At 51.8% G+C, this 19,921-nt stretch carries 15 protein-coding genes; 13 read left to right on the top strand and 2 right to left on the bottom strand.

The features are described from left to right. Positions 1–174 precede the first annotated feature (174 nt). The 7 genes from DCC85_RS03045 to DCC85_RS03075 all read left to right on the top strand — a co-directional run bounded on the left by DCC85_RS03045 (position 175) and on the right by DCC85_RS03075 (position 7,399). Positions 175–1,203 carry a zinc-binding alcohol dehydrogenase family protein gene (locus tag DCC85_RS03045; RefSeq protein WP_108464248.1) on the top strand — a complete coding sequence of 343 codons (1,029 nt, stop codon included), beginning with the start codon at positions 175–177 and terminating at the stop codon, positions 1,201–1,203. A 180-nt stretch (positions 1,204–1,383) separates the two neighbouring features. After that, positions 1,384–1,809 (top strand): MerR family transcriptional regulator, encoded by a 426-nt coding sequence (locus tag DCC85_RS03050; protein WP_108464249.1) that lies wholly within the window; start codon positions 1,384–1,386, stop codon positions 1,807–1,809. A gap of 81 nt (positions 1,810–1,890) precedes the next feature. After that, positions 1,891–3,105 (top strand): MFS transporter, encoded by a 1,215-nt coding sequence (locus DCC85_RS03055; protein WP_108464250.1) that lies wholly within the window; start codon positions 1,891–1,893, stop codon positions 3,103–3,105. Positions 3,106–3,130: 25 nt separating this feature from the next. Continuing rightward, positions 3,131–3,556 carry a universal stress protein gene (locus DCC85_RS03060; RefSeq protein ID WP_108464251.1) on the top strand — a complete coding sequence of 142 codons (426 nt, stop codon included), beginning with the start codon at positions 3,131–3,133 and terminating at the stop codon, positions 3,554–3,556. Between the two features lie 273 nt (positions 3,557–3,829). Next, positions 3,830–4,342 carry a DinB family protein gene (locus DCC85_RS03065; protein WP_108464252.1) on the top strand — a complete coding sequence of 171 codons (513 nt, stop codon included), beginning with the start codon at positions 3,830–3,832 and terminating at the stop codon, positions 4,340–4,342. A 136-nt stretch (positions 4,343–4,478) separates the two neighbouring features. Next, the gene (locus DCC85_RS03070; protein ID WP_108464253.1) at positions 4,479–5,501 is read left to right on the top strand and encodes a YsnF/AvaK domain-containing protein; all 1,023 of its coding nucleotides are present in this window, start codon (positions 4,479–4,481) and stop codon (positions 5,499–5,501) included. A gap of 446 nt (positions 5,502–5,947) precedes the next feature. Next, the gene (locus tag DCC85_RS03075; RefSeq protein ID WP_442789516.1) at positions 5,948–7,399 is read left to right on the top strand and encodes a SulP family inorganic anion transporter; all 1,452 of its coding nucleotides are present in this window, start codon (positions 5,948–5,950) and stop codon (positions 7,397–7,399) included. Positions 7,400–7,764: 365 nt separating this feature from the next. On the opposite strand, the gene DCC85_RS03080 is transcribed toward DCC85_RS03075, so the two are convergent. Continuing rightward, the gene (locus DCC85_RS03080; protein WP_108464254.1) at positions 7,765–9,102 is read right to left on the bottom strand and encodes a 5'-deoxyadenosine deaminase; all 1,338 of its coding nucleotides are present in this window, start codon (positions 9,100–9,102) and stop codon (positions 7,765–7,767) included. A gap of 191 nt (positions 9,103–9,293) precedes the next feature. Here DCC85_RS03080 and DCC85_RS03085 point away from each other — a divergent pair, with 191 nt between their 5' ends. The 4 genes from DCC85_RS03085 to DCC85_RS03100 all read left to right on the top strand — a co-directional run bounded on the left by DCC85_RS03085 (position 9,294) and on the right by DCC85_RS03100 (position 14,174). Continuing rightward, positions 9,294–10,421: a phosphodiester glycosidase family protein gene (locus tag DCC85_RS03085; RefSeq protein WP_108464255.1), complete on the top strand. Its 1,128-nt coding sequence runs from the start codon at positions 9,294–9,296 to the stop codon at positions 10,419–10,421. Positions 10,422–10,717: 296 nt separating this feature from the next. Beyond that, entirely contained in the window at positions 10,718–11,638 is a 921-nt protein-coding gene (locus DCC85_RS03090; RefSeq protein ID WP_108464256.1) for an ABC transporter permease, read from the top strand. Between the two features lie 12 nt (positions 11,639–11,650). Next, positions 11,651–12,544: a carbohydrate ABC transporter permease gene (locus tag DCC85_RS03095; protein ID WP_108464257.1), complete on the top strand. Its 894-nt coding sequence runs from the start codon at positions 11,651–11,653 to the stop codon at positions 12,542–12,544. A 55-nt stretch (positions 12,545–12,599) separates the two neighbouring features. After that, a complete protein-coding gene (locus DCC85_RS03100; protein WP_108464258.1) occupies positions 12,600–14,174 on the top strand; it encodes an ABC transporter substrate-binding protein in 1,575 nt (524 codons plus the stop codon). A gap of 69 nt (positions 14,175–14,243) precedes the next feature. Here DCC85_RS03100 and DCC85_RS03105 read toward each other — a convergent pair whose 3' ends face one another. Further along, on the bottom strand, positions 14,244–16,499 hold the full coding sequence (locus tag DCC85_RS03105; RefSeq protein ID WP_159081762.1) for a helix-turn-helix domain-containing protein: 2,256 nt from the start codon (positions 16,497–16,499) through the stop codon (positions 14,244–14,246). Positions 16,500–16,777: 278 nt separating this feature from the next. Between DCC85_RS03105 and DCC85_RS03110 the strand changes: the two genes are divergently transcribed. Together DCC85_RS03110 and DCC85_RS03115 are read left to right on the top strand one after the other, a co-directional pair. After that, on the top strand, positions 16,778–17,932 hold the full coding sequence (locus DCC85_RS03110) for a glycoside hydrolase family 88 protein (RefSeq protein WP_234414318.1): 1,155 nt from the start codon (positions 16,778–16,780) through the stop codon (positions 17,930–17,932). Between the two features lie 38 nt (positions 17,933–17,970). Continuing rightward, positions 17,971–19,860, top strand: a complete 1,890-nt coding sequence (locus DCC85_RS03115) for a heparinase II/III domain-containing protein (RefSeq protein WP_108464260.1) — start codon at positions 17,971–17,973, stop codon at positions 19,858–19,860. The last annotated feature ends 61 nt before the right edge of the window (positions 19,861–19,921 follow it).

The raw sequence follows: 19,921 nt of genomic DNA on the forward strand, positions 1-19,921 counted from the left end.
GAAGACCGCGATCCTTCCAAGGATAGCGGTCTTTATTATATAGCTCCAAGCTTCAGGCTAGCTTTAAGTATATAAATAGATACTACATAACATAATTGTGCGTACTTACTTCTTCGGAACTTAACGACTATAATTTGGATATTCCATGAAGAATATATAGAAGGAGTGAGCAGCATGAACATGATGAAAGCAGTTGGATTACAAAAATATCTCCCCATTCAAGAAAAGGACAGCCTGCTGGACCTTACATTGGAGAAGCCTGTACCTCAGGGACGCGATCTGCTTGTACGGGTTAAAGCCGTATCGGTCAATCCGGTCGACGTAAAGGTTAGATCACCGAAGGATCGAGTCGAGTCTGCCCCTAAAGTGCTGGGCTGGGATGTTGCAGGCGTGGTGGAAGAGGTCGGCGAGAGTGTGACACTGTTTCGCCCGGGGGATGAGGTATACTATGCCGGGAGCATTACCCGCCCGGGAGGCAACAGTGAATTCCACCTGGTGGATGAACGAATTGTTGGCTACAAACCGAAATCGCTTGATTTTGCTGAAGCGGCAGCTTTGCCTTTGACCGCGATTACCGCCTGGGAATCGCTGTTTGACCGGCTGGGCGTGTCGCATGATCCGGCAGAGAACGCCGGGAAGACAGTGCTTATCATCGGCGCTGCAGGCGGCGTAGGCTCCATCGCTGTGCAGATCGCGAGACGAGCCGGCTTAACCGTCATTGGCACGGCTTCCCGCCAGGAATCGGCGGAGTGGGCGAAATCTTATGGAGCACAGCATATTATAAGCCACTATAAGCCATTTGTGCCGCAGCTTCAGGAGCAGGGCTTTTCTTCCGTCGACTATATTCTGTGTCTTAATGAGACGGATCAGCATTGGGAGCAAATGATGGAGGCTATCGCTCCTCAGGGTAAAATCTGTTCCATCGTGGAGACGGATACGCCGCTGAATCTGCTCCCGCTCAAAATGAAGAGTGCCGCTTTTGTATGGGAGACGATGTTCACGCGGGCCAAGTATGAAACAGCCGACATGATCGAGCAGCATCATTTGCTAAATAAGGTGGCCGAATGGGTGGATGCAGGCAAGCTTCGTACCACACTGACCAAGCGTTTGGCCCCGATTCATGCGGAAACCCTGCGGAAGGCTCATGAGCTGGTGGAGACAGGAGCTATGATCGGCAAGGTAGTTGTAGAGCGATTTGAATAAGAAGTTAAGACCCCGTTAAAAATAAGCGTAAACAAGAGGATTGTCCTGAAAAGGGCGATCCTCTTTTCTGTAAGAGTGTTTAATTTATGAAAATTGCTGAAAATATAACGTTGACGTTAAGTTTATATAAATAATATAATATAAAAAGTTACATATCCTTTGGAAGGGGATATTGGGTTCATGCATTACAAAATTGATGAGGTTGCCCGTGAGACAGGGCTGACCAAGCGAACCATCCGCTACTACGAGGAGATCGGGCTTATGCCTTCCCCGCAGCGCAGTGAAGGCGGAACCAGGCTCTATACGCCAAGCGATATAGACTACCTGAAGAAGATCATCAGCGCACGGGATTTGCTGGGATTCTCCCTGCAGGAACTTCAGCACTATGTTGAAGCGGCTGAAGCCCTTCGCGGACAGCGGCGGCATTACAGGGAGCATACGGACCGGCTGACCGATGAAGAGCGCAAGGTTAAGCTTGCTGAGATGGATGTGACCTTGACCGAGCAACTCGACTTGCTGGAGCAGAAGGCTCAGAACATCCGAAAGTTCCAATCCGAACTGGAGGAGCTTCAGCAAAGGGTACGCACAGGGCTTGCACGTCTGTAGCGGTCAAGCAAAGCTTGGTCAATCTATGATTTCCTTCCGGCAATCTGAAGTACAACAAATCACAGTGGAGGTTACACCCTTATGAAGTCAGAATCATCCTTTACCGGGGAAGAGCTCAAGAAGCGCTCCGGGATCATGTCACAGCCTAAAGCGGTTTGGGCTGTCGCTTTTGCATGTGTAATTTCATTTATGGGACTCGGACTTGTCGATCCGATTCTGCCGGCGATTGCTGAGCAGCTGCATGCCAGCAAGAGCCAGGTGTCGCTGTTGTTTACAAGCTACAATCTTGTGACCGGTATTGCCATGCTGATTACAGGAGTAGTATCCAGCCGCATCGGAGTGAAATGGACGCTGCTGTCAGGCATTATCTTGATAGTCGCTTTCTCCGCACTTGGCGGCGCCTCAAGTACCATCGGCGAGATCGTTGGCTATCGCGCAGGCTGGGGACTTGGGAATGCGCTGTTTATCGCTACAGCCTTGTCGGCCATTGTAGGCTTCTCAACCTCGGGAACCGCTAAGGCGATCATACTTTATGAGGCGGCCTTGGGCCTCGGTATCTCTGTTGGGCCTTTGCTTGGCGGTGAACTTGGCTCCATCTCATGGCGCGGCCCTTTCTTTGGCGTAAGTGTCCTGATGCTGATCGGCTTTCTCTTTATCCTGTTTGTGCTGCCCGCAGTGCCTAAGGCGAAGAAGCGCACCTCGCTTGCCGATCCGTTCAAGGCTCTGTCTTATCCGTCCCTGCTGACTTTGGGGATTGTTGCTTTCTTGTATAACTTTGGTTTCTTTACCTTGATGGCTTATTCGCCTTATGTGATGAAGCTGGATGAGCACGGTCTAGGTTATGTGTTCTTCGGATGGGGGATTCTCCTGGCAATAACATCGGTATTCGTGGCTCCAAAAATTCAAAAACGGTTCAATCTCGTTCCTTCTATCTCCTGGATGCTTGTCCTATTTGCCCTTGATCTGGGCGTAATGGCACTGGGAACGATGAACGACTCTCCGAAGGTCGTGATTGTGGCGGTTATTGTTGCCGGGATCTTCCTCGGTATTAATAATACCCTCATTACCACAGCAGTCATGCAGGCAGCTCCGGTAGAACGGTCAACGGCTTCGGCCGCCTACAGTTTTGTCCGTTTCCTTGGTGGCGCGGCTTCTCCATGGCTGGCCGGGAAATTGTCCGAGTGGTACACCGCAGAATCCCCGTTCCTCTTCGGGGCAATCATGGTTCTGTTAGCGGTAGTCGTTCTTGTCGCTCGAGGCCGTCATTTGCGTGACATTAAGATTGAAAGCCACTAATCTCAAGTCAAGGAGGTAATGCCGTATGTTTACACGTATTCTGGTGCCTGTGGATGGCTCGGATCACGCGCTGCATGCGCTGCGCACGGCCAAGACCATGGCTGATCAGTTCAAAGAACCTGCAAGCATTCTGGTCCTTCATGTCAATCCCGAGCTGTCCTTCAATGAACCGCCGCTTGGCGTGGATGTAGATGCCCGTTTGGAGGAAGAAGGGCGTCATATTATGGAGCCGGTTCAGGAGCTGCTGAAGGAGATTCCGGAGAATCGCCGGAAGAGTCTGATGAAGCACGGAGATCCGGCCAAGCTGATCTGTGAGACGGCCGCTGCCGAGCAGGCAGACCTCATCGTTATGGGGACGAGAGGCATGAGTCTGGTCTCGGAAATGCTTCTCGGCTCTGTCAGCCACGCTGTCATTCAGCATGCGGCTTGCCCGGTTGTCACGGTTAAATAATGTAAGCAGATATATAGAATGAACTAAAGAAGTGAACGTTATAGGACAGTATTAGGCCGTGATAACAGAAAATTCAATGTAAAACTTTAGTTCATTCTATATAGATCCCCTCTGAGTATAGACTCAGGGGGTATTTTACATTTGGGCAGGATTCCCAGCCGGTTCTATTGAAATAAACGAGAGTAAATTTCCAGCTTCACACACTGATTGAACACATATAGCTTTAAGCATAAGCAGGCTTATTTATTTCTTAATAGGGAGCGGGTCTTATCTATGAGTATGAACATGAACTATCAGACAAAGCGCCTGTACGAGTACCATGTTTGGGCCAATCAGCTTGTGTTTGCGCATTTGAGAAAGCTGCCAGAAGAGGTATGGGACCATGAAGTCACCAGTGTGTTCCCTTCGGTCAGCTTATTGGTATCACATATTTATGCGGTGGATGTAATGTGGCTCGGCGTTATGAAGGGAAGCTCATTTGAGGAGGCAAGAGCACTGCTCATGAGTTCGCTCCAAGAATGTAAGGGAGCTAGCCTGGAAAGTATGGAACAGCGATATGCAGGGATCGCGGACAGCTACAGGCAGTTTCTGTCCACCTGCGATGCTGAAAAACAAATCATGATTACGCATCCAAAGTCTGGTTCTGCAAAGGCTTCAATTGCAGATATGGTTCAGCATGTTATGAACCATGGAACCTATCATCGGGGAAATCTAACGGCCATGCTGCGCCAGTCCGGCCATCCAGGGGTTCCGACCGATTATGCATTCTATATGTTTACGGAATAACAAAGGGTCGGCCTATAGTTATATAGATTGAACTAAAGTTTTACATTGATCTTTTTATATAGCAGACAACGTTTGAATTCTGCGCACACAGGGTAAAGATGCAATGTGCCAAGATGACATCAAGGAGGTAATCATCATGAATCAGAAAATAGTTGGCGTATTTGAATCAGAGAATGCAGCTTCCCGCGCGATCGAAGAGTTGAAGAACCAAGGTTTTCGGACAGAGGATATCTCCGTCGTGGCGAAAGACCGCAGAGATGTGAAAGCACTGCATGAAGAGACAGGAACTAAAGCACCGGAAGGCGTAGCCTCCGGCGCGGCAACAGGCGGCGTGCTAGGAGGCCTTGCCGGTCTTCTCGCCGGTATTGGCGCCCTGGCGATCCCCGGCATCGGTCCCATTGTCGCCGCAGGTCCTATTGCGGCTACCTTGACAGGCGCGGCGGTAGGCGCAGGAACAGGCGGCCTCGTAGGCGGCTTGGTTGGCCTGGGTATCCCGGAAGAAGAGGCAAGAGATTATGATGAGAGTGTGAATGCGGGCCGAATCCTGGTGCTGGTTGAGGCGGATACAAGCCGCAGTCAGGACATCTACGGAATCTTCCGCTCAGCAGGTGCTCTGAACACCCAGTATTATCATGACGATGCAGAATTGGCCGCGAGTGCCAAGCCCGTGGTGGGTACGGAGGCCGCGGACCAGTCAGGGAAGCTTCAGCTGAAGGAAGAGCAGCTGGACGTCTCCAAGAACAGCATCAAGACCGGTGAGGTAGAGCTTCATAAGGAAGTTGTTGAGGAAGAGAAGACGATCAACGTTCCGGTAACTCGCGAAGAGGTTGTGATTGAACGCAAGGCTGTTCAAAACCGGGAGTCGGATGCTCCAATCGGACAGAACGAGACCATTCGTATTCCGGTTCGTGAAGAGCAGGTGGACGTGAACAAGCATACGGTAGTCACCGGCGAGGTGGAAGCCCATAAGCGCAAGATTCAAGAGACCGAGCAGGTGAAGGATTCGGTGAAGCGTGAAGAAGCGAGGGTGAATCGCACTGGCCATCCAGCTGTGTCTGGCGAGGAGCCTTATACGGGCTTGGACAAAGAGCAGGACGAGAAAGACATGAGTCATGACACCTTGTATCAAAGCCGGAACAGCTTTATTCCTAAGAAGTAAAGAAGTGCAGGGTTCATATATTATAAGAAGCAGCCAGCCGTCCGGTTATTCGGACGGCTGGCTGCTTTGTGGCTTAAAGCGGCTGGGTTTCAAGCCTAAATGCGCTCACCCTGCCCTTAGGTGTTCGATCAGCTCGGTCAAATCCTGCTTCTACACCTGCCAGTGGCGGACGGTCTTAAAAGCAGGAATGACCCCGTAAGGCCGATATTGGAAGATAAACTGGACTATAAACGCTTACATGCTAGTATATGAGCTTTGTTCACTCAGCCTCTTCTCAGCTATAATTCTCTTCATGAGCGTTGCACCGGGCCCTGGCTTTTCCGGAGGGAAAAGCCGCAGAGTATAAGATGAACTTCATGTTCACCACCTATTTACTTAACTGAGCGGAAAATTTTGTTTGTAGTGCCACTATTTGTAGTGCTTAAATTTAAGGGGGATTACTTGCTTTGAATGTACAACAACTGAAAATGGGCTGGTTCTCGAATGTACGCAGTGACGTATTATCCGGGATGACCGTAGCGCTGGCGCTGATTCCAGAAGCGATCGCCTTCTCGATTGTAGCGGGGGTAAGTCCGATGGCCGGGCTTTATGCGTCGTTCACGATGGCTGTCGTGATTGCCTTTGCCGGGGGAAGACCGGGCATGATCTCTGCGGCGACTGGAGCGATTGCACTGCTAGTCACCAAGCTGGTGGGGCAGTATGGCGTGGAGTATTTGTTTGCGGCCGCCGTTCTGGCCGGGATTCTGCAGATTATTCTGGGCGCTTTGAAGCTGGGCAGGTTCATTACGTTTGTGCCTCAGCCGGTGATGACCGGGTTCGTCAACGCGCTGGCAATCTTGGTCTTTATGGCCCAGCTGGTTCACTTCAAAGGCCAGAGCTGGGTGATGTACGCCCTGGTAGGTCTGACACTGGTTATTATGTATGTGCTGCCCAAGCTAACCACAGCAGTTCCAGCAGGTCTGGTAGCTATTATTCTGGTGTCCATTCTGTCCATATCCATGCACCTGGATGTAAAGACCGTCGGGGATATGGGAGCGTTGACACGGGATCTTCCCGTGTTCCACATTCCGAGCATTCCGTTTACTTGGGACACATTGGTTATTATTTTTCCTTACTCCTTGTCCATGGCAGTGGTCGGAATTATGGAATCGCTAATGACAGCTACCTTGATCGACGATCTGACAGGAACGGATAGCAACAAGAACCGTGAGATGAAGGGACAAGGCCTCGCTAACATCGTTACGGGCTTCTTCGGGGGCATGGGGGGCTGTGCCATGATCGGCCAGTCGATGATCAATATTAAATCCGGCGGGCGCACACGCTTATCCACCTTAGTTGCGGGCGTCTTCCTGCTCATATTGATTGTTCTGCTGGGCGATATTGTTAAACAAATTCCGATGGCGGCACTCGTAGGCGTAATGATTATGGTCTGCGTGGGCACCTTCGACTGGGGGTCGCTGCGGAGCATTCACCGCATTCCGCTGGCCGAGACGCTCGTCATGCTGGTGACGGTCGTGATCGTTGTGGCAACCGATAACCTCTCGCTCGGTGTATTGGCCGGGGTGCTCCTCAGCGCTTTGATTTTTGCTTGGAAAATGGCCCGAATCCGCACCGTAGCGACGACTACAGAATCCGCGAAGACCTATACAGTATCAGGTCAAATGTTCTTCGGAACGATGCATCATTTCATTAAGGAATTCAATTATGAAGAGGACCCGGAGCATGTCATCATCGACTTCTCCAAATCCCATATATGGGACCAGTCGGCTGTGAATGGCATTTCTAAGGTGCTGCAGAAGTACAAGCAGGCCGGCAAAAGAGCTGAAATTGTGGGCATGAACGAAGAGAGTCGGACACTGGTTAACCGGATCGGTTTGGGATCTTCAGGGGGGCATTAACCCTATGTTTTATTTATATAGACCGCAATATCCCGTCCGTTTTCCACTATGTTACAATGGGGCAAAAGAAAGTAGCAGGAGCGTGATCTATCATTCGTTTTCGAAAACGGGACTATCTGCTTTTTTTCGCTATTTTCCTGACGATTTATACGCTCAATATTATTCATCTGTAAAGTTGTGGAAGGCACTTATCGCTGTACTTATCACAGCCGTACTCTCCAGCCTGGTATGCGATACGATCACCAATCTCATCTTTCGGTCTAACCGCAAAAGACAGCCATGACAAGAAACACCTTCTCTTTCAGCTCAATAAAGGCTTAGGAGAAGGTGTTTTTCTGCTTTGAATGCTGCTAAAAAAGCGAGACTTACGAGATGGCGCTTCGCTTCAGCAGTCTGCGAATCGAATGGTCAGATTCCCGCAGAACCGTGTCTTTGTCCAGGGTCTTCATGATGCCGCCCTGCATGACAACTTGCCCGCCGATGATTGTCGTCTCCACATCCGCCCGCGTAGCGGAATAGACAATGCGGGAGATCGGATCGACATCAAAGGAAGGGAAAGTGTGGAAGTTGTACAGATTCAGGATGGCGAGATCCGCCTTCTTGCCAACCTCGAGACTACCGATCTGGTCCTCCATGCCGACGGCCTTGGCGCCGCCAATCGTAGCCATTCTGAACACGGTCTTGGCATCCATGGCGGTTGGGCCGTGGTGCGGCTTCTGAATCAGTGCAGCCAGTCTCATCTCATTGAACATATCGAGATTGTTGTTGCAGGGAGCGCCGTCAGCACCCAGGCTGAGGGAGACATTCCAGTCAAGCAGTCCCGGTGTATCGGCGATTCCTGAAGCCAGCTTCAGATTGGACCCCGGGCAGTGACTGACATGTACGCCCCGGTCGCGCAGAATTCGCTTCTCTTCATCATCTAGCCAGATGCAGTGGGCGAGAATGAGCCGGTCGTTAGCTAGCCCGATATGATCCAGATAGACAATATTCCGCATTCCTGTGTTCGCCTGCACGATTTCAATTTCACCACGGTTCTCCGAAGCATGGGTATGTACCATTACATTGTATTTGGCAGATAGGTCACGAACCTCTGTTAAGAGCTGCTCTGTACAGGATACGACAAAGCGCGGGGAGAAGGCATACCGGATTCGCCCATTGTCATAGTCGTGCCACTTCTCCAGCAAATCTACACTTTCCTGCAGGGAAGCGGCAGTATCCTCCTGCATGACGGCCGGGGTATCTCCGCCCTTCTGGTCCATCATAACTTTGCCGGAGAGCGCACGGATACCGCTTTGGGCGATAGCCTGGAACGCAGAATCGGTATGCTTTACGGTCTCCATATCTACGATCGTAGTGGTCCCGCTCTGAATCAGCTCACCGATGCCGAGAAGCGCTGAGTAGTAGATCGACTCCTCATCATGAGCGGCTTCGAGCGGCCAGATTCGCTTGCGCAGCCAATCCATCAGCTCAAGGTCATCCGCTTTGCCGCGGAAGAGTGTCTGGCACAGATGGATATGTGTCTGAATAAAGCCGGGGATAACAGTACGGCCTGTGGCGTCGATCACTTGATCGACTTGATCAGGAAGCAGATCCGGTCCGATTTCACGTATGATATCATTCTCAATCCATAAATCCCCTATAAGGATTTCCTCGGCCTGATTCATGGTGATGATTTCGGCGTTCTTGATTAAGATGCTACCCATAAAGCGGCCTCCTTCGATAATGACTTTAACCTTACCCTATAGATTATCGTCCAAATATTCTGGCTTTACAACGGGCCCGAAGCGTAGATGAAAAATTTGAAACTTTCCCCAGCGTCTTTTCGTCTACTATGGAGTTATATGACGAATCCACAAGAATTCTGTCCGAATTAACTGGAGGAAAGGAAACAGTGATGGAACCAAGATCATTGCCTGCACGGAATACAGTCCAAAGGAACAGTTCGAAGAAGAGGAAGAAGAAAAAGAAAAAACGCGGATTTCTGCGCTTTGTATTCCGAATGTTCATGACCTTGATGGTGCTCGGAGCCATCGGAGCGGTATGGCTGTTCTTCACTCCGTCAGGTGAGAATATGCGCTATCTGGCCGCAGATACCTTGATTACAACCCAGCACAGACACTGGGCGAAATATATTATCGGTGAGGAAGAGCTGAAGAAGCGGGTGGCTGAATATAATGCCCGGTTCGAACAGATGGGGGAAGAGAAGGATACCCATACGATCACTCGCCCGGCAACGACCAAGACAAGCGCTCCCAAGCAACTGGTGGAGATTGAGGAGGTTTCCGGAAGCGGTTATCACGGCTATGTCATGACCGTGAACGATCCGACCAAGATCCGGCTTGGCGTGCCGGGTAAGCGCGGCAAGGGAGAGAAGGTGTCGAGCATGGTCAAGCGGCTTGGCGCGATTGCTGGAGTTAATGGCGGCGGGTTTGCCGATCCGAACTGGAAGGGCAACGGCTTTAAGCCGATCGGTGTGGTGATTTCTCAAGGCAAGCTGTACTATAACGGACTTGGGAATAAGGAATCGACCCAGATTGTGGGCATTGATAAGGATGGGAAGATGATTGCCGGTCATTATACGCTCAATGAGCTGAGCAAGATGAAGGTGCAGGAGGCGGTTACCTTCCAGCCCCGGCTGATTGTGAACGGCAAAGGCTTGATCCGAAATGCCAAAGAGGGCTGGGGCATTGCCCCTCGCACAGCTATGGGCCAGCGTGCCGATGGAGCGATTCTGTTCGTTGTCATCGACGGCAGACAGCCGGGCTACAGCATCGGAGCGAATCTGTATGATATGCAGAATATTTTGCTGGAGCGGGGAGCGGTCATTGCGGCCAATCTGGATGGCGGTTCCTCATCTGTACTGGTGAAGGATAATGAGATTGTGAACAAGCCATCCTCGGAGTATGGAGAGCGTTATCTGCCAACAGCGTTCCTTGTTTTCGAGCATCCCGAACAGGTAGACATCCCTAATATCTGGAAAGGGCTGAATCCGAAGGATATTGATCCAGGCAAGAAAAAGTAGGAATTATCCATAAGAATCGTATATGAATAAGAATCGAATAAGAATCGTCCCGAAGAGGCTCACAAGCCTCGCTTCTACGGGGCGGTTCTTTTTTGTAAGAAATCAAGAAAATGCATAGAAGTCAGAAATGTACACGTGTGAATAGCGCAGTTATGTTCAGGAAGCTTGGAAAGCTTCACTATCTGAGGAACCGGCCCTGCTCTTATACTTTGACTTAAAGACAAGAGAGAGCGGCCGCTGCTCACAGGTCTTGGGGTTATCCCAAAATTGAATAGAAGGGAGATGAAGACTGGGCCATGAAGAAGAAGGGCTTTCTGCATGAGCTGGTGACCAACCGGGTCATGTTCCTGATGCTGCTGCCGGCACTGTTGTTTTTTCTCGTGAACAGCTACTTTCCTATGGTCGGCATTTACTACGCTTTTACCCGCTTTGACTTCAACACCGGCTTGTTCGACAGTCCCTTCGTGGGATTTGAGAATTTCAAGTATTTATGGACCTCCGGCGTGCTGATGAAGCTGACGATGAATACACTCGGATATAATGCGGCTTTCATTGTGCTCGGCAATGTGCTAGCAATTGCCTGTGCGGTCCTGCTTAGCGAGCTGAGGGTAAAGTGGTTTAAGAAGCTGACACAGTCCGTAATGTTCCTGCCTTATTTCATTTCTTTTGTAATCCTTAGCGTCATTGCTTACAATCTGTTCAATTATGAAAGCGGATTCCTGAATACGGCACTAAAACAGCTGAGCATGAACCCTATCGACGTATACAACACGCCCTGGATTTGGGTGATCCTGATCATTCTATTTTATCTATGGAAAAATCTCGGCTACAGCATGGTCATCTACCTGGCCTCCATTACAGGGATCAGTGATGAATATTATGAGGCGGCCAAAATGGACGGGGCCAATATCTTTCAGCGAATTTGGTACATTACGCTGCCCATGCTGAAAAATACGTTCGTGATGCTGCTCCTGTTCGCTCTCGGTTCGATCATGAAAGGGCAGTTCGACCTGTTCTACCAACTGATCGGGAATAACGGGGTGCTGTATAACGCCACAGATATTCTGGATACGTATGTATACCGTTCCCTGAAGGTTACGTTTGATATCGGGATGGCTACGGCCGCAGGGCTGTACCAATCCATGTTCGGGTTTATTCTGATTATGACCGTGAATTACATCATCCGCAGAATCAATGATGAATACGCTCTATTCTAGAGGAGGGAGACGATGAAGGTGAAGCAAGAGAAGTACTACAGGTCCTTTCAGGTGGGGGCCTACCTGATCATCACGCTCATTGCACTCCTATGCCTGTTCCCGTTCCTGCTGATTATATCCGCTTCACTGACGCAGAATGAATCCATCGTTCGGGACGGTTATCATCTTCTGCCCCAGGCCTGGTCCCTGGAAGGCTACAGGATGGTATTCCGCTTTCCTGAGCAGGTGCTGAGAGCTTATGGGGTTACTATTATGACCACGGTGCTGGGAACGCTTGGCGGCCTGTTTCTGATTACCATGGCAGGCTATGTGCTGCAGCGCAAGGATTTTAAATACCGCAATGTATTTTCCTTCTATATTTACTTCACCACGCTCTTTGGCGGCGGCCTGGTTCCCTGGTACATCATGATCACCAAATATCTGCAGTTGACCGATACGTATGCCGTGCTGATTTTGCCAGGGCTGATGACACCCTTTCTGGTGATCCTTATGAAGAATTTTATCCGATCGGCCGTTCCTGAAGAGCTTATTGAGTCTGCCAAGATCGATGGGGCGGGGGACTTTCGGATTTATTATAGGATCGTGCTCCAGCTGTCTATGCCGGGTATTGCGACCGTCGGCCTGTTCCTGGCGCTTGCTTACTGGAATGACTGGTTCACCTCATCCTTATTTATTAACGATCAGAGTAAATTCCAGCTTCAATACTATCTCTACAACGTGATGAATGCGATGCAGTTCGTGAATCAGATGGGGGCTGGCTCGGGGGTATCTCTGGGAACCGACATCCCTACAGAATCGACCAAGATGGCGATGGCCATCGTGGTGACAGGCCCTATTCTGTTCCTTTATCCGTTTGTGCAGCGTTATTTTGTAAAGGGCTTAACGATTGGGGCAGTCAAAGGATAGATGCGTGGAACGATCAGGCTTCATAAATTTTTTACGAAAAAGGAGAGAGCGAAGGATGCGGAAGAGAACGGGAAGGCTCATGGCCTTAGCCATGGCCGTGCTGCTTACAGCAAGTGTACTAACAGGCTGCGGAGGAGCCAACAATACACCCATATCGGCTGACGGGGAATCCACGGGAGCCAGCGGGAAGACGACAGATAACGGACTCGATATTTCCAAGAAGGTTACGCTGCAGTTCTATATGCTGGGCGATGCGCCCAAGGACCTGCCGGTGATTGAAGAGGAAATTAATAAGCTGGCCGAGCGTGACCTAAATGCCAAGGTGAAATTTAACTACACCTCCTGGACGGATTGGGATCAGAAATACAAGCTGCTGCTTTCCTCCGGACAGCCGGTGGACCTGATCTTTACGGCCGACTGGACAGGATTCCAGTCTTATGCGAAGAAGGGAGCGTTCCAGCCCTTGGATGAACTGCTTCCTAAGGCCTCGCCCAAGCTGTATGAGTATGTGCCGAAGGACATGTGGGAGGCGGTAAAGGTGGATGGCAAAACCTATACCGTTCCTGCAACCTACAAGGAGTACGTCACCAACGGTTTTGTATATCGTGAGGATTTAAGGAAGAAGTATAATCTGCCGGTGCCCAAAGATATTCCCAGCTATGAGGCCTACATGGACGGAATCAAGGCAAATGAACCGGATATGATGGCTCTTGCCACAACTTCAGACCCCAGCCGCAATCTGATGGATCAATTCAGGGAAATTTCCCACAACCCCATCGGCGGGCCGCTTCCTTATGGGATCGGCATTAAATATGATCAGCCTGGAGAGGTGTATTCCTACTGGGGCTCTGAGGAGCAAATTGAGGACCTGAAGACAGTCAAGCGCTGGGCGGAGAAGGGCTTCTTCCCGAAAAATGTACTGAACCAAAAGGATACGATGCAGGATCAGCTTACCAGTGGCAAAGCAGCCAGTATCCTGGGAGACAATCCGACCCGCTTTAATGATGCGGTGATTAAGCTCGCGACCACTCATCCGGATTGGGAGCTGGGGTATTATCCTTATCCGCTAACCCGTGGATTTGCATCACCCGTTCATCCGATCCACAATGGCTTTGCGGTGCCGAAGAGCAGTAAGAATCCGGAACGCGCTCTGGCATTCTACGAGAAGCTGGTCACGGATAAAGAGTACAATTGGCTGACCGAATACGGGATTGAAGGCAAGAACTTCGAAGTGGATCAGGACGGTTATTACAAAATGCTGGGCGACAAGAACTCCAACGGCTTTGCCCGCGAAGGCATGAACGGATGGGCCTGGCGGAATCCGGAATATATGCTGTTTGACAAGACATTTGACCGGGTGAAGGAGATTTTTGCCGAGCTGGACAAAATTCAGAAGCCCGATATCTTCACAGGCTTTGCCGAGGATTATACGGCGTATCAATCGGAAAGGGCGGCGCTTGAGCAGGTGGAGAAGCAGTACTTATATCCCCTTGAGGCCGGTTTGATCGAGAATGTGGAGGAGGGGGTTCGGAACTTCATGGAGAAGGCCAAGCAAGCAGGGCTGGAGAAAGCACAGGCGGGTTTTAAAGAGCAGTGGCTGAAATATGTGCAGGAAAAGGGGGTGAATTAACATCTTGCCCTAATGGGAGTGACAGGCAGGCCGAGGCACGTAGGCTTCGGCTTTGCCTATTTCTATTCTTTAGGAGGAGCCGAGGGTATGAGAACGGCGATATTCCGTGGGAGTGACGCCGAGGTGTTTCTTGAACATCCGGTAGAAATAAGAGCTGTTGGTGTAACCTATAGACTCTGCAATTTCTGCAATGGAGCTGTCGCCTGTAATGAGCAGCTTTTTGGCGTGCTCCAGGCGTGTGGCTGCGATCCGGTCGATGATCGTCCTCGCCGTATGCTGTTTGTAGATTCTGCTGATATAGACCGGAGACATGCCTAAGAGGCTGGCAATCCAGTTGACGGACAAATTCACATTTGTGTAGTCCTCCTCAATGATCCGCTCAATTCTTCGCACTAAGTCTTCCTGCTTGCTGCCGCGCTTCTCGGCAAGGTGGTGAATGATCTTATCGAAGAACCGATGGAAGGCGCCGATAAATTCAGCTGCTGTCGCATACTGCTCCATTTGTGGAAGCAGATGCTCCTCCTCGTCCAGCTCAAATTCCAGCGGACTGTTTCTCCTGGCGGTCATCAGGGCGGAGTGAATGGTTGAGCCGAGGTGGGCAGCTGCCGTTTGAGCTGCAGGATAGCCTCTTTGTGCGGCTTCCATCATAATTTCTGTGAACAGCTGCTTGGCAGGTAAGGCTTTTCCGCTCATCAGCGCCTCCAGCATTCTCTTCTCTTGTTCAAGTGGAAATACATAGCTCGCGGAGCAGGCAGCCTGCACTTCTTCTGCATCAATCAAGGAACCGTGACCCAGGCAAAACCGCTGGCGGGCCGCTTGCTTAACTTCCCTAAGGAGCATAGGCAGCTTCGAGGCTTGAGCTGTAACGGGACTGTAGGTACCGGACAGGCTAAGCTTCAGGTATTCAGACGCGGCCTGCTGTACTTGCTGCAGCAAGGCAAGCAGCTGGGCGTTATCCATCTGCTTGATGAGCAGGGAGTCCTTCAGATTTAACAGGAGGAGGACCCCTTCATCTGACAGGTCCACGGTCTCGACATGATAAGCCGGTGAGAGAATCTCGCTCGCGATGTTCATCACCGCAAACTGGTAGAGCAGAGCATCCTGGCTGTGAGTCTGCTTGAAGGTGCTCGCTTGATCTAGTTGCAGCAGTACCAGCCGATAGGGGGCATGAAAGTTAAAGGTGATCCCTACCTGCTTCAGCTGCCCGGGGTCTCGCCTCGCTAGAGGCGTCCCTACCCCTTGAACAAGGTCGCGGAGCAAATTCTGCTTGAGCGTATAGAGGCTGTCCCGCTTCTCACAGGCAAGCTGTTCGGACTGGCGCATAATTTGGCGGATCGGCCCATACAGCACGCGTGAGACAAGGAGAGACAGAAGGAGACCGGCCAATAGGATGATAGAGGCAAGTATCAGCGTTGTAGTCCGAATGCTGCGGATCTTCTCCATCACCAAGGTGTAGGGAGTAATGCGAACATATTGCCAGCCTAAGGTATCAGGTGCCGTATAGGTGATTAGGTGCTTGGCGTCTTTCAGGTTGGCGGTATGGTATCCGGAGGTCTCCTGCCCGCGGACATGTTCATTAATATAGGTTTGAAATGCAGAATCCAGAGGATAAGGCGTTAAGTTTGGGCCGGAGAAGAGTCTACCGTTATTGTCCATGATGTAGGTGACGCCTGCCGTGGGATCCATTTCTCCCGCCATGTTATGGTTGATCCAGTCTGCTGAGATGTTCACCACGACTGCGGAGTTCAGGCTCTGATCCGAACTGATGGCATCAAAGCACAGATAGGAATAAACCCCGAAGCTGCCTTGTCTTGAATTATGTACCGTTCTTGGGATCGGGGTGAATGGCTTATATTGCTGGAAATTATCCAGAACCTCAGCGATGCTGGCATCCTCCAGCTCATAACGTCCAAACGTGCCGGATTCGCCCTTGGCAGAGGCTACATAGTATTGGCTGCTCTTGGCATTGTAAATATAGATGGAGTCGATAAAGGGCATAGAGTTCAAATAATTGGACAGCTCCAGCATAGTAGCCGTAGTATCATATACCGACGGCTTCGTATAGAACATCAGCTTGGAGATCGTTGCATTTCTGTAAATCTGGAAAGAAAGAGCCTGCGCACTCTCCGTGGTTCCGATGATCTCTCTGCTCGTTTTGGTTAGATCGCTCAAGTCAGACTGGTATACCTGTTTCAACTGGATACGCTGGTAGTTCACAAAATAAATATAAGAGGACAGCACAAGAGTAAGAACAATGCATAGCGTAAGGCTAAGCAGGATCATGACATAGAGCTTTCGATTTTTGGACAGCTGAAATTCACGCAAAGCAGGTCCCCCCATAACTTATAATTCATATTTGGTAAGCGCTTACTTCACAGCAACCATTATATCGTCTAAATTATGAACCTCATACTGAACTCCCGTTATATTACTGGCTATTTCTAAGGTTGCGCCTGTGAACAAATCTGATCGGTATGAACATTTCTATCCTATGAACATTAGGGACTGACAAAGCGCGGTCAGGGTCTTAAAATAGGTGCGTAAGGCAAATATTGTAATTCTGGTGAGATAAACCATTCTTTGAATGAACGGGGTGGGAACATTTGAAGTCTTCTGAAAGCGTAATCAAAGAGCGGGAGCACAGCTGGGTGCAGGAAGCCTGGGATCGGAGCCGGGAGAAGGTGCACCGGCTTGGCCAGCGTATCGGCTCGGCTTTCCCTCATGCCACACAGCAGGGCAGCTATGTTTGCGAGCCGCCAGGATGGTGGACCGCCGGCTTCTGGCCTGGGCTGCTGTGGTTGCTATACCGGGACGACAGGGCAGAGCCGTGGAAGCTCTGGGCACAGGGCTGTGAGGAACAGATGGATGCGGCACTCCGGGACATTTATCGTCTGGATCACGACCTGGGCTTTATGTGGAGTCTCACTTCCGTTGCGCAGTATAAGCTGCTCGGAAGTGAGGCGTCCAGGCGCCGGGCTGTGACGGCGGCGACCCTGCTGCTCGGCAGGCTGAATGTTAAGGGCGGCTACATACGGGCCTGGAATCCGTGGACCGAGGGTGAGGACAATGCCGGCATTGCAATTATCGATTGTATGATGAATCTTCCCTTGCTCCACTGGGCTTCAGAAGTGACAGGAGACCCGCGCTTCCGGCATGCGGCGGTGATGCATGCGGACACGGTGCTTCAGCACTTTATGCGGGGAGATGGCTCGGTCAGTCACATCATTCGCTTCGATCCCGAGACCGGGGGGCGGCAGGAGGAATTGGGCGGTCAGGGCTATGCGCCCGGATCGGCCTGGGCCAGGGGAACGGCCTGGGCTATGTACGGCTTCGCGCTCTCCTACAGCTATACAGGCCGGAAGGCGGATCTGGAGGCATCGCTTCGAGCCTCCAACTTCTTCCTTGCCCAGCTGCCGGAGGACGGCCTGCCCGAGTGGGACTTTCGCCTGCCGGAGGGGGCGCTGCGCGCCAAGGACTCCTCCGCTGCGGCCTGCGCAGCGTCCGCCCTGCTTGAGCTGGGCAGGCTGCTCCCAGCTCATGAGGGCGGAGCCGCCTATGGACGGCAAGGAGCCGAATTGGTCCGGCGGCTGTATGAGCAAAGCGCCGCTTGGGACCGTCCAAGCGAGGAGGCGCTGCTGCTGCATGGCACGGGGCATGGGCCGCACCGGCACAATATCGATGTCTCCTTAATTTATGGAGACTACTTCTTCATGGAGGCTCTGGCCAAGCTGCGGGGCCAGACCGAGCTGTTCTGGTAACCCGTGACGCTGTATTCGGGAAGGAGGCGAAGCTGCCCATGAACATGCTTGAGGCTCTTCAAGCAGGAACAAAGCATGCCGGGGGCGATGGCCGTAGACTGCTGTTTTCCGAAGGAAGGACGCAGGAAGCGTGGGAGCATATCGCAAGCTCTGCGCTCCATGCGCCGCTCTTGCAGGAACTGCGGGCTGCAGGGGAAGCGTTCATACTGGAGCCCATCCCTGAGCTTCCTTATTCTTTATATAAGCTGTTTGATACGAACGGAGACCGCGTGCTGTTCGAGCAGGCTTATTTTCAGCGGCGCAAGCGGCTGGCAGTCTTCGCGATGCTTGCGCTGGCACAGCCTGAAGTGAGATGGCTGGAAGTTCTTGAGGATGTAATCTGGGCCATCTGCGGGGAGTACAGCTGGTGTCTCCCCGCTCACCTGGGCGGGCAGAGTCTGGCCGAGCCTAACCGGCAAATCGGCGGCTCCGGGCGCACAGCGAGAACCCAGCTGGATTTGTTCTCTGCAGAAACAGCCTTCTATCTCGGCGAGATTACAGCCTTGCTGGAAGGCCGGCTTGCTCCCGCCGTTCTGCATAGGGTGCGCTTTGAGGTGTGGGAGCGTGTGCTGGGTTCGTACGCCGATACGGATTCTGCGCCGAAGCCTTGGTGGGAGCAGACGGATATGAACTGGGCGGCCGTTTGCGCCGGCTCGATTGGCGCAGCGGCGATGTATTTAATTCAGGACGATCAGAAGCTGACGCCGCTGCTGGAGCGGGTGCTGTCCACCATGGATGGTTATCTGTCAGGATTCCCCGAAGACGGGGCCTGCCTGGAGGGAATGAATTACTGGGGCTACGGCTTTGGATTTTTTGTCTATTTTGCAGAGCTGCTTCGGCAGCGAACCTGTGGAGCGATCGATCTTATGGCCGGGGAGAAGGTTCGCAGCATCGCCGAGTTTCAGCAGAAGAGCTATCTGACAGGCGGGCGTGTCCTTAGCTATGCTGACACGTCGCTGCATTATGAGTACCCGCCGGGGCTGACCCATCGGCTCAGGCAGCGCCTGCGCGGTATCGAGGTGCCGGATGTGCGATATGCTTCCGGCATCTGGAGCGATTCCTGCTTCAGATACGCCCATGCCATGCGCAATCTGGTATGGAGCCAGTCGGAGCTGTCCGGAAGCCGCCTGCCTTCCGGTGCCGTCAGCTGGTTCAAGGATGCGCAAATTCTGGTCAGCCGTACCGAATGGAACGGCCATGAGTTAGCCTTCTCAGTCAAAGGGGGGCACAACGGAGAGCCCCATAACCATAATGACCTGGGCAGCTTCATCCTGCATGCGGACGGCCAGATGCTGCTCGCCGATCCGGGGAGCGGGATCTACACCAAGGAGTATTTTGGGGACCGCAGATATGAACTGATCTTCAACGGCTCTCATGGGCATTCGGTCCCGCTTGTGAATGGGGCGCCCCAGCAGGAAGGCCGGGAGAGGGCTGCGGAGCTTCGCAGGATCAGTCTGACCAACGAAGTGGATGAGCTGGAGCTGGATTTAAGCAGGGCTTACGACTCCTTGGAGCCCGACTCCTTGGTGCGTACCTTCAGCTTTGATAAGCGGGCAGCCCGGGTTCAGGTCCTGGATGCCTTCAGATTTACAGGGGAGCGATCATCATGGACAGAACGATTCGTCACTTTCTACGCTCCCACCCCCGCAGAAGAGGGCAGACTGGTCATCCGAACTGGCAGCGGAGCAGAGGTAGAGCTTCATTATCAAGCCGAGCTTTTGGCATGTGAAGTAGGGGAGGCGGACTTCCTCCCCGGCCAGCCAGGGTTGGAGAAGCTGTACTGGGTAGACTTTCAGCCTAAGCTGCAGCTGGAGAACGAGGTGAATTTGAGCTTTGAGTTTGTCTTTTATCCGGGGGAAGAACGAGAGCGTGAGAGAGTCACCTGCTAAGGGCCCCGTGGAAGAGACCCGTATTTCGTGACTATGCAGCGGACCCTAGTGGCAGCAGCAG

Source organism: Paenibacillus sp. CAA11 (assembly GCF_003060825.1).
In the GTDB taxonomy this organism is placed as follows: domain Bacteria; phylum Bacillota; class Bacilli; order Paenibacillales; family Paenibacillaceae; genus Fontibacillus.